The organism is Sphaerisporangium flaviroseum, assembly GCF_039537005.1.
GTDB classification, from domain to species: domain Bacteria; phylum Actinomycetota; class Actinomycetes; order Streptosporangiales; family Streptosporangiaceae; genus Sphaerisporangium; species Sphaerisporangium flaviroseum.
In genome coordinates this window covers 74,903-98,076 of sequence record NZ_BAAAZR010000020.1, presented here as the reverse complement: position 1 = coordinate 98,076, position 23,174 = coordinate 74,903, and the positions used below count along the sequence as shown (strand labels likewise).

At 71.0% G+C, this 23,174-nt stretch carries 18 protein-coding genes and 1 pseudogene; 8 read left to right on the top strand and 11 right to left on the bottom strand.

Going from position 1 to position 23,174, the window contains the following annotated elements; translation table 11 throughout:
- Positions 1-210: 210 nt before the first annotated feature.
- Together ABD810_RS25960 and ABD810_RS25955 are read left to right on the top strand one after the other, a co-directional pair.
- Positions 211-987: a Mut7-C RNAse domain-containing protein gene (locus ABD810_RS25960; protein ID WP_344945690.1), complete on the top strand. Its 777-nt coding sequence runs from the start codon at positions 211-213 to the stop codon at positions 985-987.
- Between the two features lie 402 nt (positions 988-1,389).
- The gene (locus ABD810_RS25955; protein ID WP_344945687.1) at positions 1,390-2,745 is read left to right on the top strand and encodes an MFS transporter; all 1,356 of its coding nucleotides are present in this window, start codon (positions 1,390-1,392) and stop codon (positions 2,743-2,745) included.
- Between the two features lie 81 nt (positions 2,746-2,826).
- Here the strand turns inward: ABD810_RS25955 and ABD810_RS25950 are convergent, their stop codons facing one another.
- The 5 genes from ABD810_RS25950 to ABD810_RS25930 all read right to left on the bottom strand — a co-directional run bounded on the left by ABD810_RS25950 (position 2,827) and on the right by ABD810_RS25930 (position 8,895).
- A complete protein-coding gene (locus ABD810_RS25950) occupies positions 2,827-4,761 on the bottom strand; it encodes a serine/threonine protein kinase (RefSeq protein WP_344945683.1) in 1,935 nt (644 codons plus the stop codon).
- Positions 4,762-4,857: 96 nt separating this feature from the next.
- Positions 4,858-5,931, bottom strand: a complete 1,074-nt coding sequence (locus ABD810_RS25945; protein WP_344945681.1) for an ABC transporter ATP-binding protein — start codon at positions 5,929-5,931, stop codon at positions 4,858-4,860.
- Positions 5,928-6,797, bottom strand: a complete 870-nt coding sequence (locus ABD810_RS25940; protein ID WP_344945678.1) for an ABC transporter permease — start codon at positions 6,795-6,797, stop codon at positions 5,928-5,930. Before ABD810_RS25940 ends, ABD810_RS25945 begins: the two co-directional genes overlap by 4 nt.
- Positions 6,798-6,828: 31 nt before the next feature.
- Complete coding sequence (locus ABD810_RS25935; RefSeq protein WP_344945676.1) at positions 6,829-7,722, bottom strand: ABC transporter permease; 894 nt, start codon at positions 7,720-7,722, stop codon at positions 6,829-6,831.
- A 12-nt stretch (positions 7,723-7,734) separates the two neighbouring features.
- Positions 7,735-8,895, bottom strand: a complete 1,161-nt coding sequence (locus ABD810_RS25930; protein WP_344945673.1) for an ABC transporter substrate-binding protein — start codon at positions 8,893-8,895, stop codon at positions 7,735-7,737.
- A 286-nt stretch (positions 8,896-9,181) separates the two neighbouring features.
- Between ABD810_RS25930 and ABD810_RS25925 the strand changes: the two genes are divergently transcribed.
- A complete protein-coding gene (locus ABD810_RS25925) occupies positions 9,182-9,448 on the top strand; it encodes a DUF6504 family protein (RefSeq protein ID WP_344945670.1) in 267 nt (88 codons plus the stop codon).
- The gene (locus ABD810_RS25920; RefSeq protein WP_344945667.1) at positions 9,448-13,200 is read left to right on the top strand and encodes a DNA polymerase III subunit alpha; all 3,753 of its coding nucleotides are present in this window, start codon (positions 9,448-9,450) and stop codon (positions 13,198-13,200) included. The genes ABD810_RS25925 and ABD810_RS25920 overlap by 1 nt, the downstream gene beginning before the upstream one ends.
- On the opposite strand, the gene ABD810_RS25915 is transcribed toward ABD810_RS25920, so the two are convergent.
- On the bottom strand, positions 13,094-13,771 hold the full coding sequence (locus ABD810_RS25915; protein WP_344945664.1) for a DUF4328 domain-containing protein: 678 nt from the start codon (positions 13,769-13,771) through the stop codon (positions 13,094-13,096). The two genes, ABD810_RS25920 and ABD810_RS25915, sit on opposite strands and share 107 nt — an antisense overlap.
- A 267-nt stretch (positions 13,772-14,038) precedes the next feature.
- Positions 14,039-14,683, bottom strand: a complete 645-nt coding sequence (locus ABD810_RS25910; RefSeq protein ID WP_344945661.1) for a response regulator — start codon at positions 14,681-14,683, stop codon at positions 14,039-14,041.
- A gap of 173 nt (positions 14,684-14,856) precedes the next feature.
- Between ABD810_RS25910 and ABD810_RS25905 the strand changes: the two genes are divergently transcribed.
- Together ABD810_RS25905 and ABD810_RS25900 are read left to right on the top strand one after the other, a co-directional pair.
- On the top strand, positions 14,857-16,119 hold the full coding sequence (locus tag ABD810_RS25905; RefSeq protein ID WP_344945658.1) for a hypothetical protein: 1,263 nt from the start codon (positions 14,857-14,859) through the stop codon (positions 16,117-16,119).
- A 1-nt stretch (position 16,120) separates the two neighbouring features.
- Entirely contained in the window at positions 16,121-16,939 is an 819-nt protein-coding gene (locus tag ABD810_RS25900) for a hypothetical protein (RefSeq protein ID WP_344945655.1), read from the top strand.
- A 142-nt stretch (positions 16,940-17,081) separates the two neighbouring features.
- Here the strand turns inward: ABD810_RS25900 and ABD810_RS25895 are convergent, their stop codons facing one another.
- Positions 17,082-17,924 (bottom strand): class II fructose-bisphosphate aldolase, encoded by an 843-nt coding sequence (locus tag ABD810_RS25895; RefSeq protein ID WP_344945652.1) that lies wholly within the window; start codon positions 17,922-17,924, stop codon positions 17,082-17,084.
- Positions 17,915-19,075, bottom strand: a complete 1,161-nt coding sequence (locus ABD810_RS25890; RefSeq protein WP_344945649.1) for a 1-phosphofructokinase family hexose kinase — start codon at positions 19,073-19,075, stop codon at positions 17,915-17,917. Before ABD810_RS25890 ends, ABD810_RS25895 begins: the two co-directional genes overlap by 10 nt.
- A 328-nt stretch (positions 19,076-19,403) precedes the next feature.
- On the opposite strand from ABD810_RS25890, the pseudogene ABD810_RS25885 reads away from it, so the two are divergent.
- Together ABD810_RS25885 and ABD810_RS25880 are read left to right on the top strand one after the other, a co-directional pair.
- A pseudogene (locus ABD810_RS25885) lies at positions 19,404-19,898 on the top strand (ABC transporter ATP-binding protein); the annotation flags it as partial.
- 322 nt (positions 19,899-20,220) lie between these two features.
- Positions 20,221-21,315, top strand: a complete 1,095-nt coding sequence (locus tag ABD810_RS25880) for an FtsX-like permease family protein (RefSeq protein WP_344946399.1) — start codon at positions 20,221-20,223, stop codon at positions 21,313-21,315.
- Between the two features lie 15 nt (positions 21,316-21,330).
- Here ABD810_RS25880 and ABD810_RS25875 read toward each other — a convergent pair whose 3' ends face one another.
- Both ABD810_RS25875 and ABD810_RS25870 read right to left on the bottom strand, forming a co-directional pair.
- Entirely contained in the window at positions 21,331-22,350 is a 1,020-nt protein-coding gene (locus ABD810_RS25875) for an LLM class F420-dependent oxidoreductase (RefSeq protein ID WP_344945646.1), read from the bottom strand.
- A 78-nt stretch (positions 22,351-22,428) separates the two neighbouring features.
- Positions 22,429-23,130, bottom strand: coding sequence for a FadR/GntR family transcriptional regulator (locus ABD810_RS25870; RefSeq protein WP_344945643.1), 702 nt, complete (start codon positions 23,128-23,130; stop codon positions 22,429-22,431).
- Between the last annotated feature and the right edge of the window lie 44 nt (positions 23,131-23,174).

The following is a 23,174-nucleotide window of genomic DNA, read 5'->3' as shown; positions in this document are numbered from 1 at the left end:
TGCCGGGTGGGTAGAAATCAGGCTATTGCCGGACGGTTATGTATGCGCGTGTCCGTCGTCCACGAGTACGTCAGTGGGCTTCGACGGCTCTGCTGCACCGTCCCCCGCCCACCACGGTCTGCGGCCTCAGAGAGGACCAGGCACGGGCTTGGCCGGGCCCCCATAGGTAAGGGGGTCGGCTGGCATGCTGGACGGGTGGGGTGTGGGGAGTTGGGCTTGCGGGTCGAGGCCGGGTTGTGGTTGTTTCTGGCGGCGCGACATCGGCGCGATGAAGTGTGGCTTTCGTACGACGGGACCTCGTCGCTGGGGCATGTGGTGGAGTCGGCCGGTGTGCCGCTGACGGAGGTGGGGTCGCTGGTGGTCAGCGGTCCGGAGGCGGGGTCGCTGGTGGTCGGCGGTTCGGAGGCGGGGTCGCTGGTCGTCGGCGGTCGGGAGGTGACGCCGTCGTACCGGCCGCAGGCGGGGGAGGTCGTGCGCGTCCTCGGGGTGCGGCGTCCGCAGCCGGTGCCGGTCCAGCGATTCCTCCTGGACGTGCACCTGGGGACGCTCGCTCGGCGGCTACGGCTCGTCGGGGTCGACACCGCCTACGAGAACGATCTGGACGACGACACTCTGATCGTCCGTGCGAACGACCAGCGGCGCGTGCTGCTCACCAAGGACCGCGGGCTGCTCCGCCGCAGGAGCCTGTGGCTGGGGGCCCATGTACGGGGGCTGCGGCCCGAGGAGCAGTTCGGCGACGTGCTGGAGCGTTTCGCGCCGTCGCTCGCGCCGTGGACGAGGTGCGTGGCGTGTAACGGCGTCCTGGCTCCGGTCTCCAAGGAGGATGTCGAGTCCGCGCTACGGCCGGGCACGCGGCGCAGTTATGACGCCTTCGCCCGGTGTCCCGCCTGTGGCCGGGTCTACTGGCATGGCGCGCACGGAGCCCGCCTGGATGCGGTCGTGCAGGAGGCGCGGCGTATCGTCTCCGCCGCCACGCCTCGGAAATAGGGGCCTAAGTCGGCCGGGAGCCTCACGACCGCTACCGCGACGCCGTACCGGCACGCCGCAAGACGTCGCCGCCGTGTCCTTCCTCGCCTCCGCCGACGCCAGAGGCAGATGATCGGAGAGAGCGACAGGACTTGTCGTTGGCATTAAAACCGACAAAAAGGATTAGGGGCTTAAAAGTTCACTGTATCGCCGCATTGCCCTGCCAGCCCCCTAGTAACCCTAAACAAGGCACCTAAGCCTCCTTGATCTGCAATCATGACTATTTGTAGCTTTGTCATGTCGAAAGGGATAAAAATGCGGCGTGACGCTCTGTAGGGCTATGTTCGTCTGGCAGGCGTGACGCGGACTCCCACGCGGAAAGCACGCCACTTGCGACCTCGGGCATATAAGGATTGAGCGCCGGTGAGCGAGAAGTTGGGACGGACCGGGGGCGGGTCCGCGGAGGATGCGTCGAAGGGCGAGCCTGCGGAGCCGGTCACGGAGGACACCCCTAAGGACGACCGTCCGGCGACGTTCCGCGAGGTGTTCGGCGTCGCGGAGTACCGCGCGCTGTTCAGCGCGGCCGTCCTGTCGTGGGTCGGTGACTACTTCGCCAAGGTCGCGGTGACCTTCCTGGTCTTCCGCGACACCGGCTCGGTGCTGCTGTCGGCCCTCGGCTTCGCCATCAGCTACCTGCCCTGGGTGGCCGGCGGTCCGGTGCTCGCCGCGCTGGCCGAGCGGTACCCGTACCGGCGAGTGATGATCCTCTGTGATCTGGCCCGGATGGTCCTGATCGGGTTGATGGCCCTTCCCGCGATGCCGCTGCCGGTCCTGCTCCTGCTGCTGCTCGGCGCGTCGCTGCTCACGCCCCCGTTCCAGGCGGCTCGGTCGGCGATGGTCGCCCAGCTCCTGACGGGGGACCGGTACGTCGTCGGTCTGTCGTTCCAGAACATGGCGGGCCAGGCCGCGCAGGTGGCCGGGTACGCCTTGGGCGGTGTGATCACCGCCATCGACCCGCGTACGGCCCTGCTCATCAACGCCGCCGCCTTCGGTGCGTCGGCCCTGCTGCTCTGGCGGGGCGTACGGCCGCGGCCGCTTCCGGTGGGCGAGGTCCAGCGGCGGTCGCTGCTCCGGGAGACCGCCGACGGGCTGACGTTCGTGTTCGGGCACCGGGTGATGCGGCCCACCGCCATCGTCGTGTTCAGCGTGGTGGCGATCGTGATCGTCCCCGAGGGGCTGGCCGCCGCCTGGGCGCCCGAGTTCGGCGGCGGGTCACAGATCACCGGTCTGCTGATGGCGGCACTCCCGATCGGCAGCGTCATCGGCGCCATCGTGACGCGGTTGACCGGTCCGGAACGTCGGCTGAAGCTGGTGAAACCGCTCCTGCTCGCCGGTCCGTTGTGCCTGGTGCCGGCCCTGTTCGCGCCGCCGTTCGCGGTGGTGTTCGTCCTGGTGCTGCTCGCGGCGGGGGCCGTCAACACGGTGCTCGTCCCGCTGAACGGCCTGTTCGTCCAGATGCTCCCCAACGCCTTCCGCGCCAGGGCCTTCGGCATCATGCAAGGGGGGATACAGCTCACGCACGCGGGAGCGGTGCTGGCCGCGGGCGCGTTCGCCGAGAGGTTCCCCGTGCCCATCGTGGTCGGCACGTGGGCGCTGTGCGGCCTGGGCATCATGGCGGTCGCCGTGACGAGGTGGCCGGGACGCGAGGTCGTCAGGGAGGAGATCGCGCGCGCGACCGAGCTCAACCGCGCCGGCTCCACGGTCCCGGCGACGCCCTAGCCATGGCGCTCGACCGTGCTTCCTGCGGCGTCGTAGCCGTGGCGCTCGACCACGGTTCCGCGGCGTCGTACGCCGTGGCGCTCAGCGGGTGGCGGACGGAGGGCCCTGGACGGAGAAGTCGTCGAAGGACGTCTTGAGCGAGGCCCCGGACTTCTCGGGCACGCGCGCGAGGAAGCCCACGTCGCCGTTGGGCAGGCTGGACGGGGTGCCGGAGTTGTCGAGGTACGTCTGCACCTGCTCACCGTTCACCCACATGGTGAGCTGCACGCCCTCGGAGCTCTCGCCGCACTCCGCCTGCAGCTTGACCGGCTTGGTCTTCTCCAGGCCCTTGACCGGCGCGGGAGCGGTGAGGTTGCCCCCGGCGCCCTTGGTGACGCGCCGGATGCGCGCCGCGCCGTCGGCCGTGAGCAGGAACTCGTACCGGCTCTCCCTGGACTCCTGGTCGGCCCGGCAGAACAGCCCATACTCACCCGAGCCCTTGGACTCCCTGACGGCCACGTCCACGGTGAGAAGCAGGCGCTTGGGCGTCGTCGGGGTCGGGGTCGCGGACGGGTCAGGGGTGGCCGGCTGCTGCGCGACGAAGGGGATGGGGGCCTTCTCGATCCGCTCGGATCCGTCGTCGTTCACGTCTATGCCGTAGAACCCACTGGGCGCGTACCCGTACGTGCCGTACTGCTGGCCGGTGTACTCGCTACCGCCCCAGCCGGTGCCGCTCTCGTTGAAGTCGTCGCGGTAGAGGTAGTTCAGGTCCGTCGGCGGCCCGGAAGGCGCCAGCAGGGCACGGGCGCCGAGCACCGCCGCCACGATCACTCCGGCGACGCCGAGCCCGATGAGGCGCTTGCGCCGGGCCACCAGGTTCGCCGGTCCACCCCCGCGCTGGTCGGGCACGGGGCCGTGCTGGTGCTGCGCCCCGGCCTGAGCGGGCATGGTCGGCGGCACGCCCTGGTAGGCCGGAGCCTGCCCCGTGACGGTCGGTGGCGCGCCCTGGTGGGTCGGTGCCTGCCCGGGAACGGTGGGTGGCGCGCCGTGGCCGGTGGGTGCCTGGCCGGGAACGGTAGGGGCCGGGCCATGGGCGGTCGGAGCCGGACCCTGGAGGGTCGGGGCCTGTCCCTGGTAGGTCGGCACCTGGCCGGGAACGGTCGGTGTCAGGCCCTGGAAGGCCGGAGACCGCTGCCAGGCCTGGACGACGGAGTGCTCGGCCCGTTCGGGAGTGGTGCGGCCGACCATCTCGTCGAGGATCTGCTGGGCCGAGGGCCTGCGGCCCGGGTCCTTCTCCAGCGTCCTGGTCACCAGCCCGCGGAGCGAGGGTTCCATGCCCTCCAGCGAGGGTTCGGTGTTGAGCACCTGGTAGACGATCGAGGGAAGCGCCTCACCGCCGAAGGGGGCGCGCCCGCTGGCCGCGAAGGCGACCAGGCAACCCCAAGAGAACACGTCACAGGCCGGTGAGACGGGGGCGCCGCGCAGCACCTCGGGCGCCATGTACCGGGGCGTGCCCATGAGCTCGCCGGTGCCGGTGATCCCGCTGAGCGTGTCCAGCGCCCGGGCGATCCCGAAGTCGATGACGCGGGGGCCGACCGAGGAGAGCAGCACGTTGGACGGTTTGAGGTCGCGGTGGACGATGCCCGCGCTGTGGATCGCGGTGAGCGCGGTGGCGACGCCGACGGCGAGCGCGTCCAGGCTGGAGCCGCGCAGCGGCCCGGTGGCCTGGACGGCCTCGTACAGGTTGGGGCCCTCGACGAACTCGGTGACCACGTACAGCAGGTCACCGTCGAGGTCGGCGTCCAGGACCGCCGCCGTGCAGAAGCGGCGGACCCGGCGAGCGGACTCGGCCTCGCGGCGGAAGCGGACCCGGAACTGCTCGTGCTGGCTGTACTCCGCGTTGATCACCTTGACGGCGACCCGCTGCCCGGTGTCGTCCTGACCGAGATAGACCGTGCCCATCCCGCCACGGCCCAGCCGGCCCAGCAACCGGTAACGACCGATCTGAGATGGTTCGCTCGGACTTAGGTTGTTCACCACGCTGCCTTACCGCTATGCATCTGTTCGCGAGTGTCACCTTATCCAGATCGGCCAGGGCGGAGCCGCGATCGCCGCCATGGCCGGTGACATCGTTCAGTCGCCCGCCAGAACGACCTCCGCGGGAGCCGCCGCCCGTGCGGCCACCAGAACCGGCCGCTCGACCAGCCGCACGCCGGCCCGGTCGCCCGGTGCGAGCCGTACGGCGTCGTGTCCGGGCAGGTCGGCGAGGACTTCCGTGCCGTCGCCGAGGCGCAGCCGCAGCCGTACGGACGCTCCGCGGAACGACGAGGTGATGACGACCGCCTCCCCGTCCTCGGCCGGAGTGACCAGCACGGTCTCGGGACGGACCAGCACGTCGACGTCGGCGGAGCCGGGCTTCGGGCCGTGCACGGGCAGCCGCTGGCCGACGACCTCGACCTCGTCCCCGCTGAGCACGCCGGGCAGGTGGTTCATCGTCCCGACGAACTCGGCCACGAACGGCGTCGCCGGCCTGTCGTAGACCTCGGCGGGGGCCCCGGACTGCTCCAGCCGCCCGTCCTTCAGCACCGCGACATGGTCGGCGATCGACAGCGCCTCCTCCTGGTCGTGGGTCACGAAGATCGTGGTGATGCCCAGCGACAGCTGCAGCCGCCGGATCTCCTCACGCAGCGCGACCCGGACCTTGGCGTCGAGCGCGGACAGCGGCTCGTCGAGCAGCAGGACCCGTGGCTCCAGTGCCAGCGCGCGGGCCAGCGCGACCCGCTGCTGCTGCCCGCCGGAGAGTTGGTGCGGGTAGCGGTCGCCCTGGGACGGCAGGCCGACCAGGTCCAGCAACTCGGCGGCACGGGCGTGCCGCTTGGCGGCGGGAACCTTGCGCACCCGCATCCCGAACGCCACGTTGTCGCGGGCGTTGAGGTTGGGGAAGAGGCTGTAGGACTGGAAGACCATCCCTGCGTCGCGGCGGTTGGCCGGAACGCGGGTGATGTCCTCCTCGTCGACCAGCACCGCTCCCGCGTCCGGGCTCTCGAAGCCCGCCACGCAGCGCAGCGCGGTCGTCTTGCCGCAGCCCGACGGGCCGAGCAGGGCGATGAGCTCGCCCGGCTCGACGGTCAGGTCCAGGCCGTCGAGGGCGACGGTGGTGCCGAAGGTACGGCGAAGCCCCCGGAACTCCACCCGAGCCCCGTTCACGAACCACTCCTTTGCCTGGTGCCGGCGGTGGAAAGGACAAGCAGCAACAGCCAGGTGAGCAGCAGGCTGAAGATCGATACGGCGACCGACAGGGCGGCGTTCGCACCGGAGATCGTGACGATCCACACGGAGAACGGCTGGAAGCCGAGCAGTCGCGCGACGGTGTACTCCCCGAGCACGAGCGCCAGGGTGAGGAAGGACGCGCTCGCCAGGCCGGACTTCAGGTTGGGGATGACGACCCGGAACATCACGTGCGGCCACGAGGCCCCGCAGTTCCTCGCGGCCTCCACCAGCGTGCGGACGTCCATCGCGCCCAGCCCGGAGTCCAGCGCCCGGTAGACGAACGGCAGGGCCAGCACGACGTCCGCGATGACCAGCACCACGGGAAACGCCGGGTTCTGGATGGCGATGATCGTCTGGTAGAACGGCGTGGTGGCGAGGTAGTCGGGCCCCCAGCGCAGCACCGTGCTGATCCCGGCCACGAAGGTGATGGGCGGGACCACCAGCGGCAGCGTGCACACCACCTCCATCACCGGTCGAAGCCGCGGCGCGCTGAGCCGTACGGCCAGCATCGCCGGGAGCGTGAGGGCCAGCACCACGACGATCGTCGCGACGGCCAGCCCCAGCGAGAGCAGCAGGCTCTGGACGAAGCCCTCGGCGGAGAAGATCTCGCCGTAGGCGTCGAGCGTGAAGCCCTCGGCCGGATCGTTGACGGTGAACACGAACGACGCCAGCAACGGCGTGATGAAGTACAGCGCGGCCACGACCAGCACCACGCCGCGCCAGACCCGTACCCGTCTTGGACGGCCGGCGGGTGCGGCGGGCGCGCTGACATCGGGGAGCACCGTGGGCGTCAGCGCGGCCATGACACGCTCCTCCGTGAGTTCACCGCGGGGGTCAGCGCAACCATCGGGCACTCCTGCGCTGGAGGGGAAGGTAGACCGCCATGACCAGGCCGGCCACCACGACCATGTCGAAGCTGAGCGCCAGCGCCACGTTCTCGTGGCCGATCAGCACGTTGCCGGTGAGGGCGTCGGCGATCTGGAGGGTGACCAGCGGGACCACCGTGCCGACCATGGCGGCCGCGGTCGCGTAGGCCGCGAAGGCGCCGCCGAACAGCAGCACCACCCCGCCGAGCAGGCTGGGAGTGAGCACCGGGATTCCGACGTACCGCCAGAACTGCCAGGCGCTCGCGCCGTTGTTCTGCGCCGCCTCGCGCCACTGCGGCCGCAGGCCGTCGAGGGCGGGGACGACGACCAGGACCATCAGCGGGACCGAGAAGTAGAGGTACACCAGGGCGAGGCCCCAGAAGCTGTAGAGGCTCCAGCCGTGGTCACCGAGGCCGAGACGGGTGGTCAGCACGCCGGAGTTGCCGAGCGTGGCGATCCAGGCGAAGGCGAGCGGGACGCCGCCGAAGTTGGCGAGCACGCCCGAGGCGGTCAGCACGGCCTCGCGCAGCGCGCGGAACCTGGACGTGACGACGGCCTGGGCGAGGAAGGTGCCGATGACGGCTCCCACCACCGCGACGAACGCGGACAGCTTCACGCTGCCGAGCAGGGCGGTGAGGTAGGCCCCCTGGAGGGATTCGGTGAGGTTCGCGGTGCTCGGCGAGCCGTTCGAGGTGAACGCCCCGCCGAGCAGCGCGACCGCCGGGATTCCGAAGGCGAGGCCCACGAACAGCAGCAGCGGGAGCGCCGCGGTCCAGCCTTTCGAGCGGGTGCGGCCCCCGCCTCCCCGCACCTGGTTCTTCAGGGGGAGGCCGGCGGGAGCCGTGGAGTGGGTTTCGGCCATGTCGGGTGTCGGTCAGCCGGAGACCGCGGCGCCCCAGCCGGTGGCCAGGACTTCCTTGGCCTTGGTGACCTGGGCGTCGGTGGGGAACTCGGGAGTCCCCTCGACCTTGGGCAGCTTCTCGACCAGGGCCGCGTCGGCCGTGCCGTCGGTCTGCATGGCGGGCAGCAGGACCGCGCGGGCGTACCCCTTCAGGTAGAGGTTCTGGCCCTCGGGGCTGTAGAGGAACTCCTGCCACAGCCGCGCGGCGGCCGGGTGCGGGGCGTCCTTGTTGATCGCCTGGGCGTAGTACTGCGCGTACTTGCCGTCCGAGGGGACGGTGACCTTCCAGTCGACGCCCTTGGCGGCGAACTGCTCGGTGTACCCGGCGTTGAGGTAGTCCCAGTCGATGCTGATCGGCGTCTCGCCGTTCTGCACGGTCGCGGGGGTGGACTCGACCGGGTTGAAGTTGCCGGCGGCCTTGAGCTTCTTGAAGAACTCCAGGCCGGGCTGGATGTCGTCGAAGGAGCCGCCGTTGGCCAGCGAGGCGGCGTACACGCCGGCGAACGCGGAGCCCGCCTTGGTGGGGTTGCCGTTCAGCGCGACCTTGCCCTTGTACTCGGGCTTCAGCAGGTCGGCGAAGGTCTGCGGGCACTCCTTGATGCGCTTGGCGTCACAGCCGATGGAGACGTAGCCGCCGTAGTCGTTGTACCAGGCGCCGTTCGCGTCCTTCTGACCCTCGGGGATCTTGTCCCAGGTCTGGACCTTGTACGGGGCGAACAGGCCCTCCTGCGCGCCGCTGAGCGCGAAGGCGGTGCCGAGGTCGAGCACGTCGGGAGCGCGGTCCTGGCCCTTGCGGGTCTTGACGGCGTTGATCTCGTCGGCGCTGGATCCGTCGGGGTTCTCGCTGTTGACCTTGATGCCGTACTTGGCGGTGAAGGCCGCGATGATCTCGCCGTAGTTCGCCCAGTCCGGGGGCAGGGCGATGACGTTGAGCCGGCCTTCCTTCTTGGCCGCCTCGACGAGCTTGTCGAGGCCGCCGAGGTCGGCGGCCGAGGCCGCGGTCTTGGCGGCGCTTGCGGTGGAGGAACCGCCCTGGGAGGTGGTCGTGGGTGCGGCACCACACGCCGCGCCCAGGGAAGTAGCAACGGTAAGGGCGGCGGCGAAGCCGACGATACGCGTTCGGGGTGAATGCACGCTTTGCTCCCACTTTCGGAGGTGTGAGATGAAGCTATGCCAAGTCGGACAACAACTCGCATCTACTCCGCTGCGTTCCGGTGTAGTTATGTGAACAAACGGTGATCGAAGGTGGTCCTTCCCGGAAGTACCCCTGGTGAGCGGCCGTTCCTCCGGCTCGCGGGTGGCGGCACGCGCAGGCTGTGGGGATTTGCCCTTCGGGCTCTGAGAACATATGTTCGAGGTAGCACCACCCGTCTTCCCCCGGGTGCTCACAAGTTCCAGAGGCCCAGGGAGAAGAAGCGCCTTGAGCAGAATCTATGGCGATCCCATCGAGGTGTGGACGCGAGATGGCGAGCCCGCCCGTTTCGTCTGGCGTGACCGGCTCTATGTCGTCCACCGGGTCCTCGATCACTGGGTGACCTCCCGCGAGTGGTGGAAGATCTCGGAGAACGACCCGGGCGAACGCCGGTTCTGGCGGGTCGAGGCGAGTCCCGCCAAGGAGATCGGCACCTACGAGCTGCGGTTCGACACCGCCAGCGGCGGCTGGCTGATGCTCAGGGCGTGGGACTGATGTTCCCTCACCTGCACGTCGCCTCCGCCTACTCCCTGCGGTACGGCTCGGCCTTCCCCGGGGAGCTGGTGCAGCGCGCGGCCGAGCACGAGATGGACATCCTCGCGCTGACCGACCGCGACGGTATGTACGGCGCGGTGAAGCACGTCCAGGCGTGCGCCGACGCCGGCATCCGGCCCGTCGTCGGCGTCGACCTGGCGCTTCGGGGCTCCGGTGACGATCCGGCGCTCCAGGGTGCCGGCCGGACGGCCCGGGGTTCCCGCGCCGGCCGGGCGGCCCGCGGCGCCGGCCACGCGGTCCAGGGTTCCGGCGAGGACGACGATCGCGTCACCGTGCTGGCCCGGACCGGCGGATGGGCGCACCTGTGCCGGCTCACCACCGCCGCCCACTACGCGGGGGAGCGTGGCGAGCCCCGCGTGACCCGTGACCTGGTCGCCGAGCACGCGGACGAGTTGCTGGTCGTGCTCGGCCCCCGATCCGACGTCGGCCGCGCGGTGGCCGCTCGCCGTGACGAGTACGCCCGCGGGCTGCTCGCCGCGTGGCGGGCGGCGGTCACCGACCTGGTCGTCGAGGTCGTCGACCAGTACGGCTACCGGGAGTCGAGCACCGCCCTGCGCATGCTCACCCTGGCCGAGTCGATGGGCGTGCCCGTCGTGCTGACCAACGCCGTGCGCCATCTCGACCCGGGGGACTACCGCGTCGGCAACGTCCTCGACGCCGCGCGCAAGCTCGTACCTCTCCACCCCCGGCACCTGGAGCACTCCGCCTCGCACGCCTATCTCAAGAGCGGCAAGGACATGTGGCAGGTGGCCTCGCGGATCTGCGCGGGCGACGGTGACCGGGCGCGCAGGCTGTTCGCCCGCACCAGGGAGGTCGCCGAGCGGTGCGTGCTCGAACCGCTGGAGATCCTCGCGCTGCGCGGTCAACCGGAGCGGCTCCACCTGCCCGAGGTGGACGCCGATCCGGTTCCCCTGCTGCGCCGCAAGTGCGACGAGGGGCTGAGTGATCGAGGGCTGGAACGATCCAGGCAGGCCAGGGATCGGCTGGCCGCTGAGCTGCAGATCATCGAGCGGAAACAGCTATCCGGATATTTCATAGTCGTCTCCGGCATAACCGACATGATCCGCGAGATGGGCGTGCGCTGCGCGATCAGGGGCTCGGGAGCGGGCAGCCTGGTCAACTACCTCATCCGCATCGGCGAGGTGAACCCCCTCGACCACGGCCTGCTCATGGAACGCTTCCTGTCCGAAGGACGGAAGGGCCTTCCTGACATCGACGTGGACGTGGAGTCGGCGCGCCGGCTCGACTGCTACCGGGCGATCCTCGAACGGTACGGCGAGAGCCGCGTGGCCTGCGTGTCCATGATGGAGACCTACCGGGCGCGCAGCGCCATCCGCGACGTCGGGGCGGCCATGGGGCTGCCGCCGCACGAGATCGACGTCATCGCCAAGGCGTTCCCGCACATCAGGGCGCGGCAGATCCGCACCGCCCTGTCCGACCTGCCGGAGCTGCGCGACAGCGGCCTCAACGACCGTGCCCTGGAGACGATGTTCCGGCTCGCGGAGAAGCTCGACGGGCTGCCCCGCCACATCGCCCTGCACCCCTGCGGCGTGCTCGTCGGCAACTCCGGGCTGCGCGACCGCACTCCCGTCGAGCGCAGCCTGCTGGAGTTCCCGATGAGCCAGTTCGACAAGGAGGACGTCGAGGAGGCCGGGCTGCTCAAGCTCGACGTGCTCGGCGTGCGGATGCAGTCGGCGTTGGCGTACGCGCTGAGCGAGATCAAGCGGGTCGACGGGCAGGACATCGACCTCGACCGGGGCGTTCCCCAGGACGACCGGGCGACGTACGACATGATCTGCACCGGCCGCACGCTCGGCTGCTTCCAGATCGAGTCGCCCGGCCAGCGCGAGCTGGTGGCGAAGCTGGAGCCCCGCACGATGCACGACCTGATCGTCGACATCTCGCTGTTCCGGCCGGGCCCGGTCAACTCCGACATGGTCACCCCCTACCTCGAGGCCCGGCACGGCTGGCGTGAGGCGCGCTATCCCCACCCGAAGCTCAGGGCGCCGCTGGCGGAGACCCACGGCGTCGTCGTCTTCCACGAGCAGGTGCTGAGGGTCGTCGACATCATGACCGGCTGCGGGCTGTCGAAGGCCGAGGAGATCCGTCGCGATCTCAGCGCCCACGAGGGCCGTGGCCGGGTCCTTGTGTGGTGGGAGGGCGAGGTGCTGCCCGAGTTCGACAGGGAGACGACCGACCGGACATGGAAGGTCCTCGACGCGTTCGGCTCGTTCGGGTTCTGCAAGGCCCACGCGGCGGCGTTCGCGCTGCCCACCTACCAGTCGGCCTGGCTGAAACGGCACCACGCCGCCGCCTTCTTCGCCGGAGTCCTCACGCATGAGCCCGGCATGTATCCCAACCGGGTGATCCTCGACGAGGCCCGCCAGTGCGGGGTCGAGGTCCTGCCGCTGGACGTCAACCACTCCGGCAGGAACTGGCTGGTCGAACCGTGCCCGCCCGGGCCCTCGGAAGACTCCGGTGACGAGGGTCCCTCCCCGCGGCGGATCGGCGCGGGGTACGGCCTGCGGGTGCCGTTCTCGTCGGTCAAGGGGATCAGCGAGGCCGAGGTCGAACGCATGGTCGCGGGCGCGCCGTACACCTCGCTGGCCGACTTCTGGGAGCGTGCCCGGCCGTCCCGGCCGGTCGCCGAGCGCATCGTGCAGGTCGGCGGCGTCGACGCGCTGTACGGGCTGCACACCGGCGGCCCGCGCTGGCGTCCGGGGGAGCTGACCAGGCGCGACCTGCTCGCCCAGGTCGGCGCCCTGGACCGGGCGTCCTCCACCGGCGTGACGGCGGGGAGGACGGCCCGCACCGGTTCCCGGTACGGCCGGTCGCGCCCCGGCTCGGGCCGATCCGGCCCGCCGGCCGTCGAGTCCCAGATCCCGATGGGGTTCACCGAGCACATCGCGCCCGGCGAGCTGCCGGAGATGACCGAGGCCGAGGCCGTGGAGGCCGAGCTGGAGATCCTCGGCATGGACGTCAGCCGCCACGTGATCGGCTTCCACGACGAGTTGCTCGACGCGATCGGCATCGTCAGGTCCAAGGAACTGCTCACCATGCGGAACGGCGCGGAGATCCTCGTCGCGGGGGTGAAGGTCGCCACGCAGACCCCGGCGGTGCGCTCGGGGCAGCGGGTCATCTTCACCACCCTGGACGACTCGACCGGCCCCATCGACCTGACCTTCTTCGAGTCGGTGCAGGGGCACTGCGCCGCGACCGTCTTCGGGTCGTGGCTGATGGTCGCCAAGGGGGTCGTCCGGCGGGTCGGCGCGCGGGCCGTGTCGCTGCGTGCCCTGGACTGCTGGAACCTCGTCGACCTCGACGAGGCCTGGCGCACCGAGGGCATCGGCAAGGTGCTCGACATGCTGGGCATCGTCCGCGAGCGGATGGAAGGCGTCGGCGGGCGTCCCATCGAGTACGGCAACGGCTTCCGGCTCTCGCCCTATGCCGACAACGGCGCCCCGCCCGGCTCGAGGATCCCCCCGCGCAAGCTCTGGCACGCCAGTCCGGGCAGCTCGGGCCCGATGGCGTTCACACCCCGCAGGGAGACGATGGACGTCACCCCCGCGAAGGAAGCGAGGGAGGTCAGTCCCTGGCGGGGTACGAGTGCCGGGGAAGCGACCGCAGCGCCGGCAGCAGCTTCAGACGAGGCGCGATCCCCGAAGGCCGCGCGCTCATCCGAGCCTCGGTGACCTCCCGGACGGTCGCCGCGCACAGCAGGGCGGCGATCACCGCGACCGCCAGTTCGGACGGCCCGAGCCCGGTCAGGTCCCTGCCCTGGGGCGAGTGCGTCACCGGCAGGCGTATCAGGATCAGGAACACCATGGCCAGCCAGCACGCCCACCAGGCGGCGATCATCGCGAGCCAGGTCCGGCGGCGGCTCTCGCGCAGGCCCGCCTCCTGCCGGAGGGCGTGGAGGAGCAGCGCGGGCGCGGCCAGGTTCAGCACGGGCACGAACCACGCGATGGCGATCATGCGGGGGGTGGCCCCGGCCTGGCGGAGCCACGCGAAGTAGGAGCAGCCCGCAGCGATCGTGGCGGAGACGACCAGGAGGATGAGCACGGCGAACCACGTCACCGCGCCGACCACGGCCTCGGCGCCCGGCGCGTCGGGGTTGTCGCCCAGCATCGCGACCTGCTGCGCGAGCAGCTTGCCCCGGGCTTCCTCGAAGACGACCAGGCAGGTCAGGGTGGCGATCTGGGCGGCGAGCGCCAAGTAGACGCCGATCGCCGACCTGCCCACTGCGGATCGGGCAAAGCGCATGATGTCTCCCCCCGGCATGCGCTGATAAGTCGTGTTTCGTCTGCGACGTAGCGCGACGCCTGACTCAGTCCTATCCAGTGGGCCTCTCCGCTAATCGGCGAGGCGACGGAGAAGATCCTGGATATACACGAGATGATCCAGGGTTTACGCGCGCTCAGACGGTGCGCGTGAAAAGGGCCGCCAAGCTTGATCAATGCGTCGGTCTGGAGGCCGTGTCCGGAAACCCAGGGGAAGGCGTCCGGACAGTGTGTCGATCAGGGCCGGCCGTCAGCGGACGATGCCCGACTCCCACGCCCACGCCGCTATCTCGACACGGTTGCGGACGCCCAGTTTGGCCTGGATGCTGCCGAGATGGGTCTTCACCGTGGAGAGGGAGACGAACAGCTCCGCGGCCACTTCCTGGTTCGTACGGCCCCGCGCGACCAGGCGTACGACGTCCATCTCGCGCCCGGTCAGCGGATCCCGCGGCGGTCGCGCCTGGACGGCGACGGGCTTGGCGAGATGCCTCAGCAGCCGCACCGTCACCGACGGTGAGACCAGCGCGTCCCCGTTCGCGGCGGCGCGCACGGCCTCGACCAGCAGCGTGGGCCCGCTGTCCTTGAGCAGGAACCCGCAGGCGCCCGCGCGCAGCGCCCCGTAGACGTACTCGTCCAGGTCGAAGGTCGTGACGATCACCACCCGCATGGGGTCGGGCACGCCGGGGCCGCACAGGATCCTGGTGACCTCCAGGCCGTCGAGCCGGGGCATTCGGATGTCGAGCAGGCACACGTCGGGACGGAGCAGGCGCGCCTGCTCGACGGCCTGGGCCCCGTCGGCCACGGCCGCGACCACCTCGATGTCCGGCTGAGCGTCGAGGATCATCCGGAATCCGGTCCGCACGAGCTCCTGGTCATCCGCGACGAGTACTTTCACCCGCCCGATTCTGCCAGTTAACGGACGTCCGCCTCCGGGTCCGCTCGATCCCGTTTTGAGTAGGGGGCTACTCATGTCGAATCGCCCCGTACGGAGCAGGATCGAAGGTGTCCGGGGGGTCGTATTCGCAGGCGAGGGTGACCGTGTCAGCGGCTGCCAGGACGGGGCATGTGGTGGGTGTCGTCATCGTGATCGCTGGTCTGACCATCCTTCTCTTGTTGGTCACCAAATGGTTGCTCAACAAGCGGGTCCACAAGCCGCTGGTCGTGGAGAGCGAGACCCCGACGTTCCGCATCGTGGCGCTCGGGCTGCAGGGATCGGGCAAGACCCTGCTGCTGGCGAGCATGTACCACCGGCTCAAGGCGCCCACGGACCAGTGCTACTTCCTCACCGCGCCGTACGACGACGTGCTCCTGCTCAACCAGTGGTACGTGCAGATGGCCAGCACGGCGTCGTCCGGCGCCTGGCCCCGCGGCACGGCCAAAGGGGAGACGCGGCACTTCAACTTCACCGTGAAGACCTCCACCGGCGGGACGGCGCTGCCGATCCTCAAGCTGAACTACCTGGAATACGCGGGAGAGTTGCTCACCGAGATCCAGGAAGCCGGCACCAGGCAGAAGGAGCTCTTCGAGCACATCGGTTCGGCGGACGCGCTGATCGGGGTCATCGACGGCTTCCGGGTGAAGCGGCACCTGGACGGCCATCCCGACGGGCACGTCCACCTGGAGCGCACCCTCAACGCGCTGCTGCCGGTCATGATCGAGGCATCGGCGCCGATCAGCTTCATCATCACCAAATGGGACCTGCTCGCCGATCTGCACCCCGACGAGAGCACGCGGCTGAGCATCGTGCACAACCTGCTGATGTCCAACGGCCACTTCCGGTCGCTGGTGAACCTGCACAGCGCCGACCGGGTGGTCCGCCTGATCCCGGTGAGCGCGGTCGGCCCCGGCTTCGCCAAGATCGGATCCACCGGGGAGATCGTCAAGGTGGGCCAGGGCGCGGTCCACCCCACCAACGTGGACGTCCCGCTGTCCGCCGTGGTCCCCGACATGTTCGAGCAGATCGAGAGCCGGCTCAACAGCGAGGCCCTCGCGGCCCTCGGTGCCGAGATCCGCAAACGGAAGCAGCAGGGCGCGCTGGAGGCGCTCGCCTCTCTGGGGACCTTCGCCGGCCAGGTGGCCGGACGCGCGCTCATGGCCGCGTTCGGCCCGTCGGCCGCGATCGCGGGAGAGGTGATGCTCGGCATGTTCCTGGACTCCCGCATGGGCGGGCCCGGCGCGGAGCAGATGCGCCTCCACCAGGAGCTGAGCGAGGCCGAGCGCCGCATCGAGATGTTCCGCAGGGCACGCCGGCGGGTGCTGTACGACATGCGCCGCAAGGTGGACATGCTGGAAGGCCGGCTGCCGCACTCCCGCCTGTCGGGTGGGCGCTGACATGAGCGATCATCCCTCCTCCGCACGAGCCTGGCCGTTCCTCGTCGCCCGTGGCCGCCGCCGCGGGTACCGCACGCTCCTCGCCCCCGACTTCCTGCTCCGCGACCGCGACTACGGCGTGCTGGACGACGAGGTGGCGCCGAGCGTCCACGAGGACCGGCCCAGCGTCATCGAGGTCGTCACCGAGGCCGGACGCCCACTGACCGTCGTGCACGCCACTCACCTGGTCACCCCGGCGGACATCGCCGAGCCGGGAACCGAGCCGGCCGCCGAGGCGCCACGAGACGAGCACAGCCGCCCCCTCCAGCTCATGTACGGATTCGTGTGCTCGGGCGGGGCGGTCCACGAGCCTGACGAGGGGGATCTGAGAGCGTGCCGCGAGAGCGCGCTGGCCACCTACCGGCGGTTCCTCGGCGACGAGGACGGGTTCGCCGTGGAACCCGGCCGGGAGTTCCCGCTGCGTTCGGCCGCCGCCCACCGTCCGGCCCCGGCCCGGCGACCCGTGCAGGCGTTCTCGATGACCACCCCCGGCGCCACGCCCGGCCGCGACGACAGGTCCGGGTACCACCTCCTCGTCCGGCAGGTGACCAAGCGCAGGTATGTCGTCTCCGCGGTCGTCGGCCTGCTCGTCATCGTGATCGTGACGATGATGTGGCCCGGCCGTCCCAAGGAGCCGGTGAAGTGCGACCCCGTCGCCCGTACGAGTGTGTCCCAGCTCCAGCGGCCGCCCGGCTCGCCGACTCCTACTCCTACTCCTACTCCGACCGCGAAGTGTCCGACTGCCGGGAAGGGAGCAGGAGGTCGCAAAGAGCCTCGGTGATGGGCATCCCGGTGATCTGCCGCGTCCCTGGCGGCCTGGTCCTGCGCCGGGCTGGTGCCGTGCGGGGTTCCGTACGCGGGCCAGGACCGTGATCACCGAGGCGAGTGCCGCGAGGTCGCCCTCTTCGCGTCGGGGTGAGGGCTCATGCGCTCTCTCCTTTCAGCAGGATCAGCAGGTGCTCGACGGCCGCGGCGACCGCGTCGCGGCCCGCGCCGAGATAGCCGCGCGGGTCGACCTTCTCGGGGCCGGCCGCCAGGCGGTCACGGACGGCGCGGGTGAACGCCTGGTTGAGATGCGTGGCAATGTTGATCTTCGTCATGCCGTGCCGCACGGCCTCGGCCAGCCCATGGTCGGGCACGCCGGAGGAGCCGTGCAGGACGAGCGGGACCGGTACGCCGGCGCGCAGCCGGGCGATCAGGTCCAGGTCGAGCATGGCGTCGCGGGTCAGCATGGCGTGGGAGGTCCCCACGGCGACCGCGAGGGCGTCCACGCCGGTGGCGGCCACGTAGGCGGCGGCCTCCACGGGGTCGGTGCGGGCCCCCGGCGCGTGCACGCCGTCCTTGCCGCCGACCTCGCCGAGCTCGGCCTCGATGTGGATCCCGCGGGCATGGACCCGCGCGGCCACCCGAGCGGTGGCCGCCACGTTCTCGTCGTACGGGAGGGCCGAGGCGTCGAACATGACCGAACCGAAGCCCAGCTCGACGGCCTCGGTCACCAGCTCCGGCCTGGTGGCGTGGTCCAGGTGGAGCGCGACGGGTACGGCCGCGGCCTCGGCGATGGCCCGGCACGCGGCGGCGATCGGGGCCAGGGCGCCGTGGTAGGCGGCGGTGTTCTCGCTCACCTGAAGGATCACCGGCAGCCCGGCGGCCGTGGCCCCGGCGGTGATCCCTTCGGCGTGCTCGATCTGGATCACGTTGAACGCCCCGACGCCGTGCCCGGCCCTGCGGGCCTCGGCGAGGATGTCGGCGGCGGGTGTCAGCGGCATGGTGGTTCCTCACTCGTCTGGTCGGTACCCACCGAGCCTCGGACGGTACCGGCGCCGGGCGAGTGCTCAGTACGAGACCCGCCCCCACGCCGGGCGGGTGGGTGCGTGGTGCGGGGGCCTTCCACCCCGTCCCCGGGGGGATATTCGGGGGAACCGGGGGAGACGTCCACCGGGACGGCGCGTGTCCGGTCGATCGCGGCGAGGTAGACCCCGGTGTCCACCTGCCCGGCCAGCGGTGCGCGGACGGCGGCGGCGGACAGCGCGGTGGCATGCACCAGCATGCGCGGCCAGTCCCAGCCGGCCGCCAGCCCGGCCGCGAGTGCCGCGACGGCCGCGTCTCCGGCGCCGGTCGGGTTCCCGGTGTGGACCTGGTGCGGTACGACCTGCCAGCGCCCCTCGCCGGTGTCGGCGTACAGCCCGCGCGGCCCGTCGGAGGCGACCACGGCTCTCGCGCCCGCTCGACGCAGCGCGGCGGCCTGCCCTTCCAGACCACCGGGGTTCCGGCTCTCGCCGGCGTCCGGGTGGGCGGCGCCCGTCAGGGTCTCCAGGGCGGTGATGGCGCCGGCGAGCTCGGCGGTGTTGGGCTTGACGAGCTCGGGACGCGCGGCGACGGCCGGAGCGAGCGCGCTCGCGTGGGTGTCGACGATGACAGGGACGCCGTGCCGGTCGGCCTGCCGGACCAGCTCGGCATAGGCGAGGGACGGCACGCCGGGGGGCAGGCTGCCCGACAGCACCAGCACGGAGGCGGCGGGCAGCAGCGCCTCCACACGCGCACGCAGACCGGCCCACTCGGCGGGGGTGACCTCCGGGCCGGGCTCGTTGAGCATCGTGACGGCCCCGGTCACGGTGTCGACCACGGCGACGGTCCTGCGGGTCGGCGCGGCGACCGGCGCGAAGTCGTACGCGACACCGGCGGCGTCCAGGTCGGCGAGCAGCGTCGTCCCTTCGACGCCTCCCCGCAGCCCGACCGCCACGACCGGGGGAACCCACGGAACGTGACCGGCCAGCTGGCCGAGCACGCGGGCGACGTTGACGCCCTTGCCGCCCGCGCGGACGGACACCTCGCTCACCCGGTTGGTGGCGTCGATCGTCAGTCCCGCCAGGCGGTAGGTCACGTCGAGAGCGGGGTTCGCGGTAACGGTGACGATCATGGCAGGGCGCCCTGCCCGGTGGCCGGTTCGGCCGGCAGTTCCGGCGGGACCGGACGGGCTGTGGTGAGCTGCGGGAATGGCATGGGGTCAGTCGACCACGACCGAGCGGGACAGGTGCTCGGGGGTGTCGCAGTCGAGGCCACGGTGGCGGGCGTAGGCGAGCGCGAGGGCGCATCAGCCGAGGACGAGTACCCTCACCCGACCGATTCTGCCAGCAAGCGGGCGCTCGTCCCGCCCGGAAGATCAGACTTTCGGCCGATGGGTCCGGCGTACGGATCGGGCGGTCGGCCGATCCGCCGCACCTGGGCGCAGCGCGAGGCTTCTCACCATGTCGCAAATCGTTCTCCAAGGACGGGACCTGAAGAAGAGCTTCGGGCCGGCCGTCGCCCTCGCCGGCGTGGACTTCGTGGTCCACCGCGGCGAGGCCGTAGCCATCATGGGCCCGAGCGGCTCCGGCAAGTCGACCTTGCTGCACTGCCTGGCAGGGATCATGAGACCGGACTCCGGCGAGGTCCACCTGCTCGAGCAGCGGATCGACACGCTCGGGGAGCGCAAGCGCAGCGCGCTGCGGCGCACCCGCTTCGGGTTCGTCTTCCAGTTCGGCCAGCTCCTGCCCGAGTTGCCCGCCGACGAGAACGTCGCGCTGCCGCTCATGCTCGGCGACGTCCCGCGCGCCCAGGCCGTACAGCAGGCCAGGTCCTGGTTCGGGCCGCTCGGGCTCGCGGGCATGGAGGGAAGGCGGCCGGGCGAGCTATCGGGGGGACAGGCGCAGCGGGTCGCGATCGCCCGGGCGCTCGCGACCCGGCCTGCGGTGGTGTTCGCCGACGAGCCCACCGGTGCCCTGGACCAAGCCACCGGGCACGACACGATGCGCCTGCTGGTCGATGCGACCAGGCAGAACGATGCCTCCCTGGTCGTCGTGACCCATGATCCCGAGGTGGCACGCTGGTGCGACCGTGTGGTCGAGGTCCGCGACGGCCGCATCCTGACCGGTCCGCCGCACACCGGCTACGTGACCACCCCGGCCGGCTTGCCCAACGCCGGGCACGCGACCATGGTCGCCCCGTCCTACACCGGGCACGTGCCGGTGCCGCACGGACCTCAGGAGTCCCCGCGGGGATGGCGGCCCGAGGCGGGCGAAGCCGCTGCTCGTTTTCGGGGGCGCGGCGGCACGGCTCACGGTCGCCCGGCGCGACCGGCGTCTGGCTTCGCTGCGCCTCGTCGGCGCGACCCCCGGCCAGGTGGTCGCGATGACCGTCGCGGAGGCGGTGATCACCGCGTTCGCCGGAGCGGTGCTCGGGCTGGCGCTGTACGCGGTGGCGATCCCGCCGCTCACCCAGGTCGAGATCACCGGAGGCACGTGGTTCACCTCCGACATGTGGCCGGGGGTGCTTCCCGTAGCCGCCGTGCTGCTCGCGGTGCCGTTGCTCGTCGGCCTTTCGGCGGTGGTCGGCCTGCGCCGGGTCGTGGTCAGTCCCCTGGGCGTGGCCAGGCGCGAGACGCCTCCCGGGATGCGCTTCATCCGGGTGGTCGTCCTCTTGGCGATCCTCGCCGTGGTGCCGGCCATGGGCATGGGGGTGAGCGTGGGAGTGGTCGCGGTGGTGCTCGGGTCGGCGTTCCTGGCCCTGAACCTCGTCGGACCCTGGGTGGTCGGCGTGATCGGCCGCGTCACCGCCCGTACCGCGCGGGGGCCCGCCCGCCTGCTGGCCGGACGGCGTCTCGTCGACGACCCGAGGTCCGCCTGGCGCACGGTCAGCGGGGTGGCGCTCACCGGGTTCGTCGCGGGATTCATCGGCCTGCTCACCCCGCCCACAGACCTCGACGTCGGCAGCGACAGGGCGACGGCCTTGCTCGTGCAGGACATCCGGACCGGCACGGTCGTCGTGCTGGCGGTCTCCTTCCTGGTCGCCATCGTCAGCTCGGGCATCACCGCCGCCTCCTCGGTCCTGGACCGGCGGCAGACCTACGCGCTGCTCCGGCTGGCGGGCACCGACCTTGAGGTGCTGGACAAGGCCAGGCGCCTGGAGACGCTCATCCCACTGATCGTCATGGGCGGTGGGTCGATCGCGACCGGCATGTTCTGCGCGGCCCCGTTCGCCAGGCTCGGCGTGAGCGCGGCCGGAGCGCTCACGCTCCTGATCTGCGTCGCCGCCGGCTTCGCTGGAGTGATCGCCGCCGGCGCCCTCAGCCGCCCCCTCCTCCGCTCCGTCACCACCGACCCGGCCCCCCGCCCCGACTAGCCTTCCGGCCGAGAATCAGCCCAGCACCAGGTCGCGGATGGTGCGGAGGCTGGGTTCGTCGCGGGGGCCCATGACGAGGAGGTTGGTCACGGGGCTGTTCCGCCACAGTTCGAGGCGCTCGCGGATGCGGCCGGCCGGGCCGACCAAGGAGATGCCGTCCGCCAGTTCGTCGGGGATCGCGTGGAAGGCCTCGTCCTTGCGCCCCGCCAGGTACAGCTCCTGGATCTTGTGCGCGGCGTCGGCGAAGCCCATGCGGCCGACGATGTCGGAGTGGAAGTTCCGGCTCTTGGCGCCCATGCCGCCGATGTACAGCGTGAGCATCATCTTCACGCCGTCCAGCGCCGCCTGGACGTCATCGGTGATCATGACCAGGACCATCGCCGCGATGTCGAAACCAGGTTCGGCCCCGGCCAGCGCCTCGCCGTACATGGTCTGGATCTTCTCGGGGAAGACGAACAGCGGCAGCCAGCCATCGGTGATCTCGGCGGCCAGGGCGACGTTCTTCGGTCCCTCGGCGCCGAGGTAGATCGGGATCTCCGGCCGCAGCGGGTGTGTGATCAGCTTGAGCGGCTTGCCGAGCTCGGTGCCGCCGGGATAGGGCAGCGGGTAGTGCGGGCCGTCGTTGGTGACCGGTTCCTCGCGGCGCCACACCTTGCGCATGATGTCGACGTACTCGCGGGTGCGGGCGAGCGGCTTGGGGAACGGCCGGCCGTACCAGCCCTCGACGACCTGCGGCCCGGACGCTCCGATGCCGAGCAGCAGCCGTCCGCCGGTGAGATGGTCGAGCGTCATCGCCGTCATGGCGGTGGTGACCGGGGCGCGCGCCGAGATCTGCGCGACGCTGGTGCCCAGTTTGATCCTGCTGGTCCGTGCGCCGTACCAGGCCAGTGGGGTGAAGGCGTCCGACCCGTACGCCTCGGCCGTCCACACCGAGTCGTAGCCGAGGCGCTCGGCCGTCTGCACCACCTCGGTGGCGTCGTCGGCGTTCCGCTGCCAGTAACCGACGTTCAGTCCGAGCTTCAGCTCACCGCTCACGTCCAGCCTCCACTAAAGTACGGCCACGCCCGGGCAATTAGAACACGTTCTACCTTCGTCGGTCGAGCGCTTCCGGCGTCAGGGAGTCCCTCTGGAGAAGAGTTCGGGATAGGCGTGGGCGAGGTGGGTCGTCACGGCGTCCATCGCGCCGGCCGCGTCGCCGGAGATGATCGCGTCGTGGATCCTCCGGTGGTCCTCCCGCAGGACGCCGGTGTCACCGAGGCGCTCGACCGCCTCGATGGCGTACCGGCGCATGGCGTCACGCAGGGCGCGCATCACGGCCGCGACGAGCCTGTTGCCGGAGGCCTCGGCGATGGCCACGTGGAAGGCGATGTCGTGCTCCACGAACTCCTCGGCGGACACCGACGCCTCCATGGCCCGCATCGCCTCGGCCATGGCGGCAGGCTCGGGCTCCGGCATGCGGGCGGCGTGCTGGGCGGACCACTGTTCGATCATCAGCCGGGTGTCGATGACCTCGCGCAGGGACAGGCTGGACAGGCCGAGGCTGAGGCGGAGCAGGTCGCTCAGCGCGCTGTCGGGGCGTGAGGTGAGGATCGCGCCCGCGTCGGGACCCCGGCCCACCTGCGAGGAGACCACGCCCAGCGTTTCGAGGACGCGAAGCGCCTCCCGCACCGACGCACGGCTCACCTGAAGCTGCTCGGCGAGTTGCCGCTCGCCCGGGAGGCGGTCTCCCACCCTCAACCCGTCGTCGGCGATGCGCCGCTCGACCTGGAGGAGCACCTGCTCGAACGCGCGTGTCCGCCGCGGCTTGTCCGCCACGTGACGCCCCTTCCCGTCTGGAGTATGGTCTGACCATACTTGGC

What these genes read in the sequence shown, in the direction of transcription:
- ABD810_RS25940 (WP_344945678.1), bottom strand. Translation starts at nt 6,797, where the DNA reads ATGGCCGCGCTGACGCCCACGGTGCTCCCCGATGTCAGCGCGCCCGCC.
- ABD810_RS25935 (WP_344945676.1), bottom strand. Translation starts at nt 7,722, where the DNA reads ATGGCCGAAACCCACTCCACGGCTCCCGCCGGCCTCCCCCTGAAGAAC.
- ABD810_RS25920 (WP_344945667.1), top strand. Translation starts at nt 9,448, where the DNA reads ATGTTCCCTCACCTGCACGTCGCCTCCGCCTACTCCCTGCGGTACGGC.
- ABD810_RS25915 (WP_344945664.1), bottom strand. Translation starts at nt 13,771, where the DNA reads ATGCGCTTTGCCCGATCCGCAGTGGGCAGGTCGGCGATCGGCGTCTAC.
- ABD810_RS25900 (WP_344945655.1), top strand. Translation starts at nt 16,121, where the DNA reads ATGAGCGATCATCCCTCCTCCGCACGAGCCTGGCCGTTCCTCGTCGCC.
- ABD810_RS25895 (WP_344945652.1), bottom strand. Translation starts at nt 17,924, where the DNA reads ATGCCGCTGACACCCGCCGCCGACATCCTCGCCGAGGCCCGCAGGGCC.
- ABD810_RS25890 (WP_344945649.1), bottom strand. Translation starts at nt 19,075, where the DNA reads ATGATCGTCACCGTTACCGCGAACCCCGCTCTCGACGTGACCTACCGC.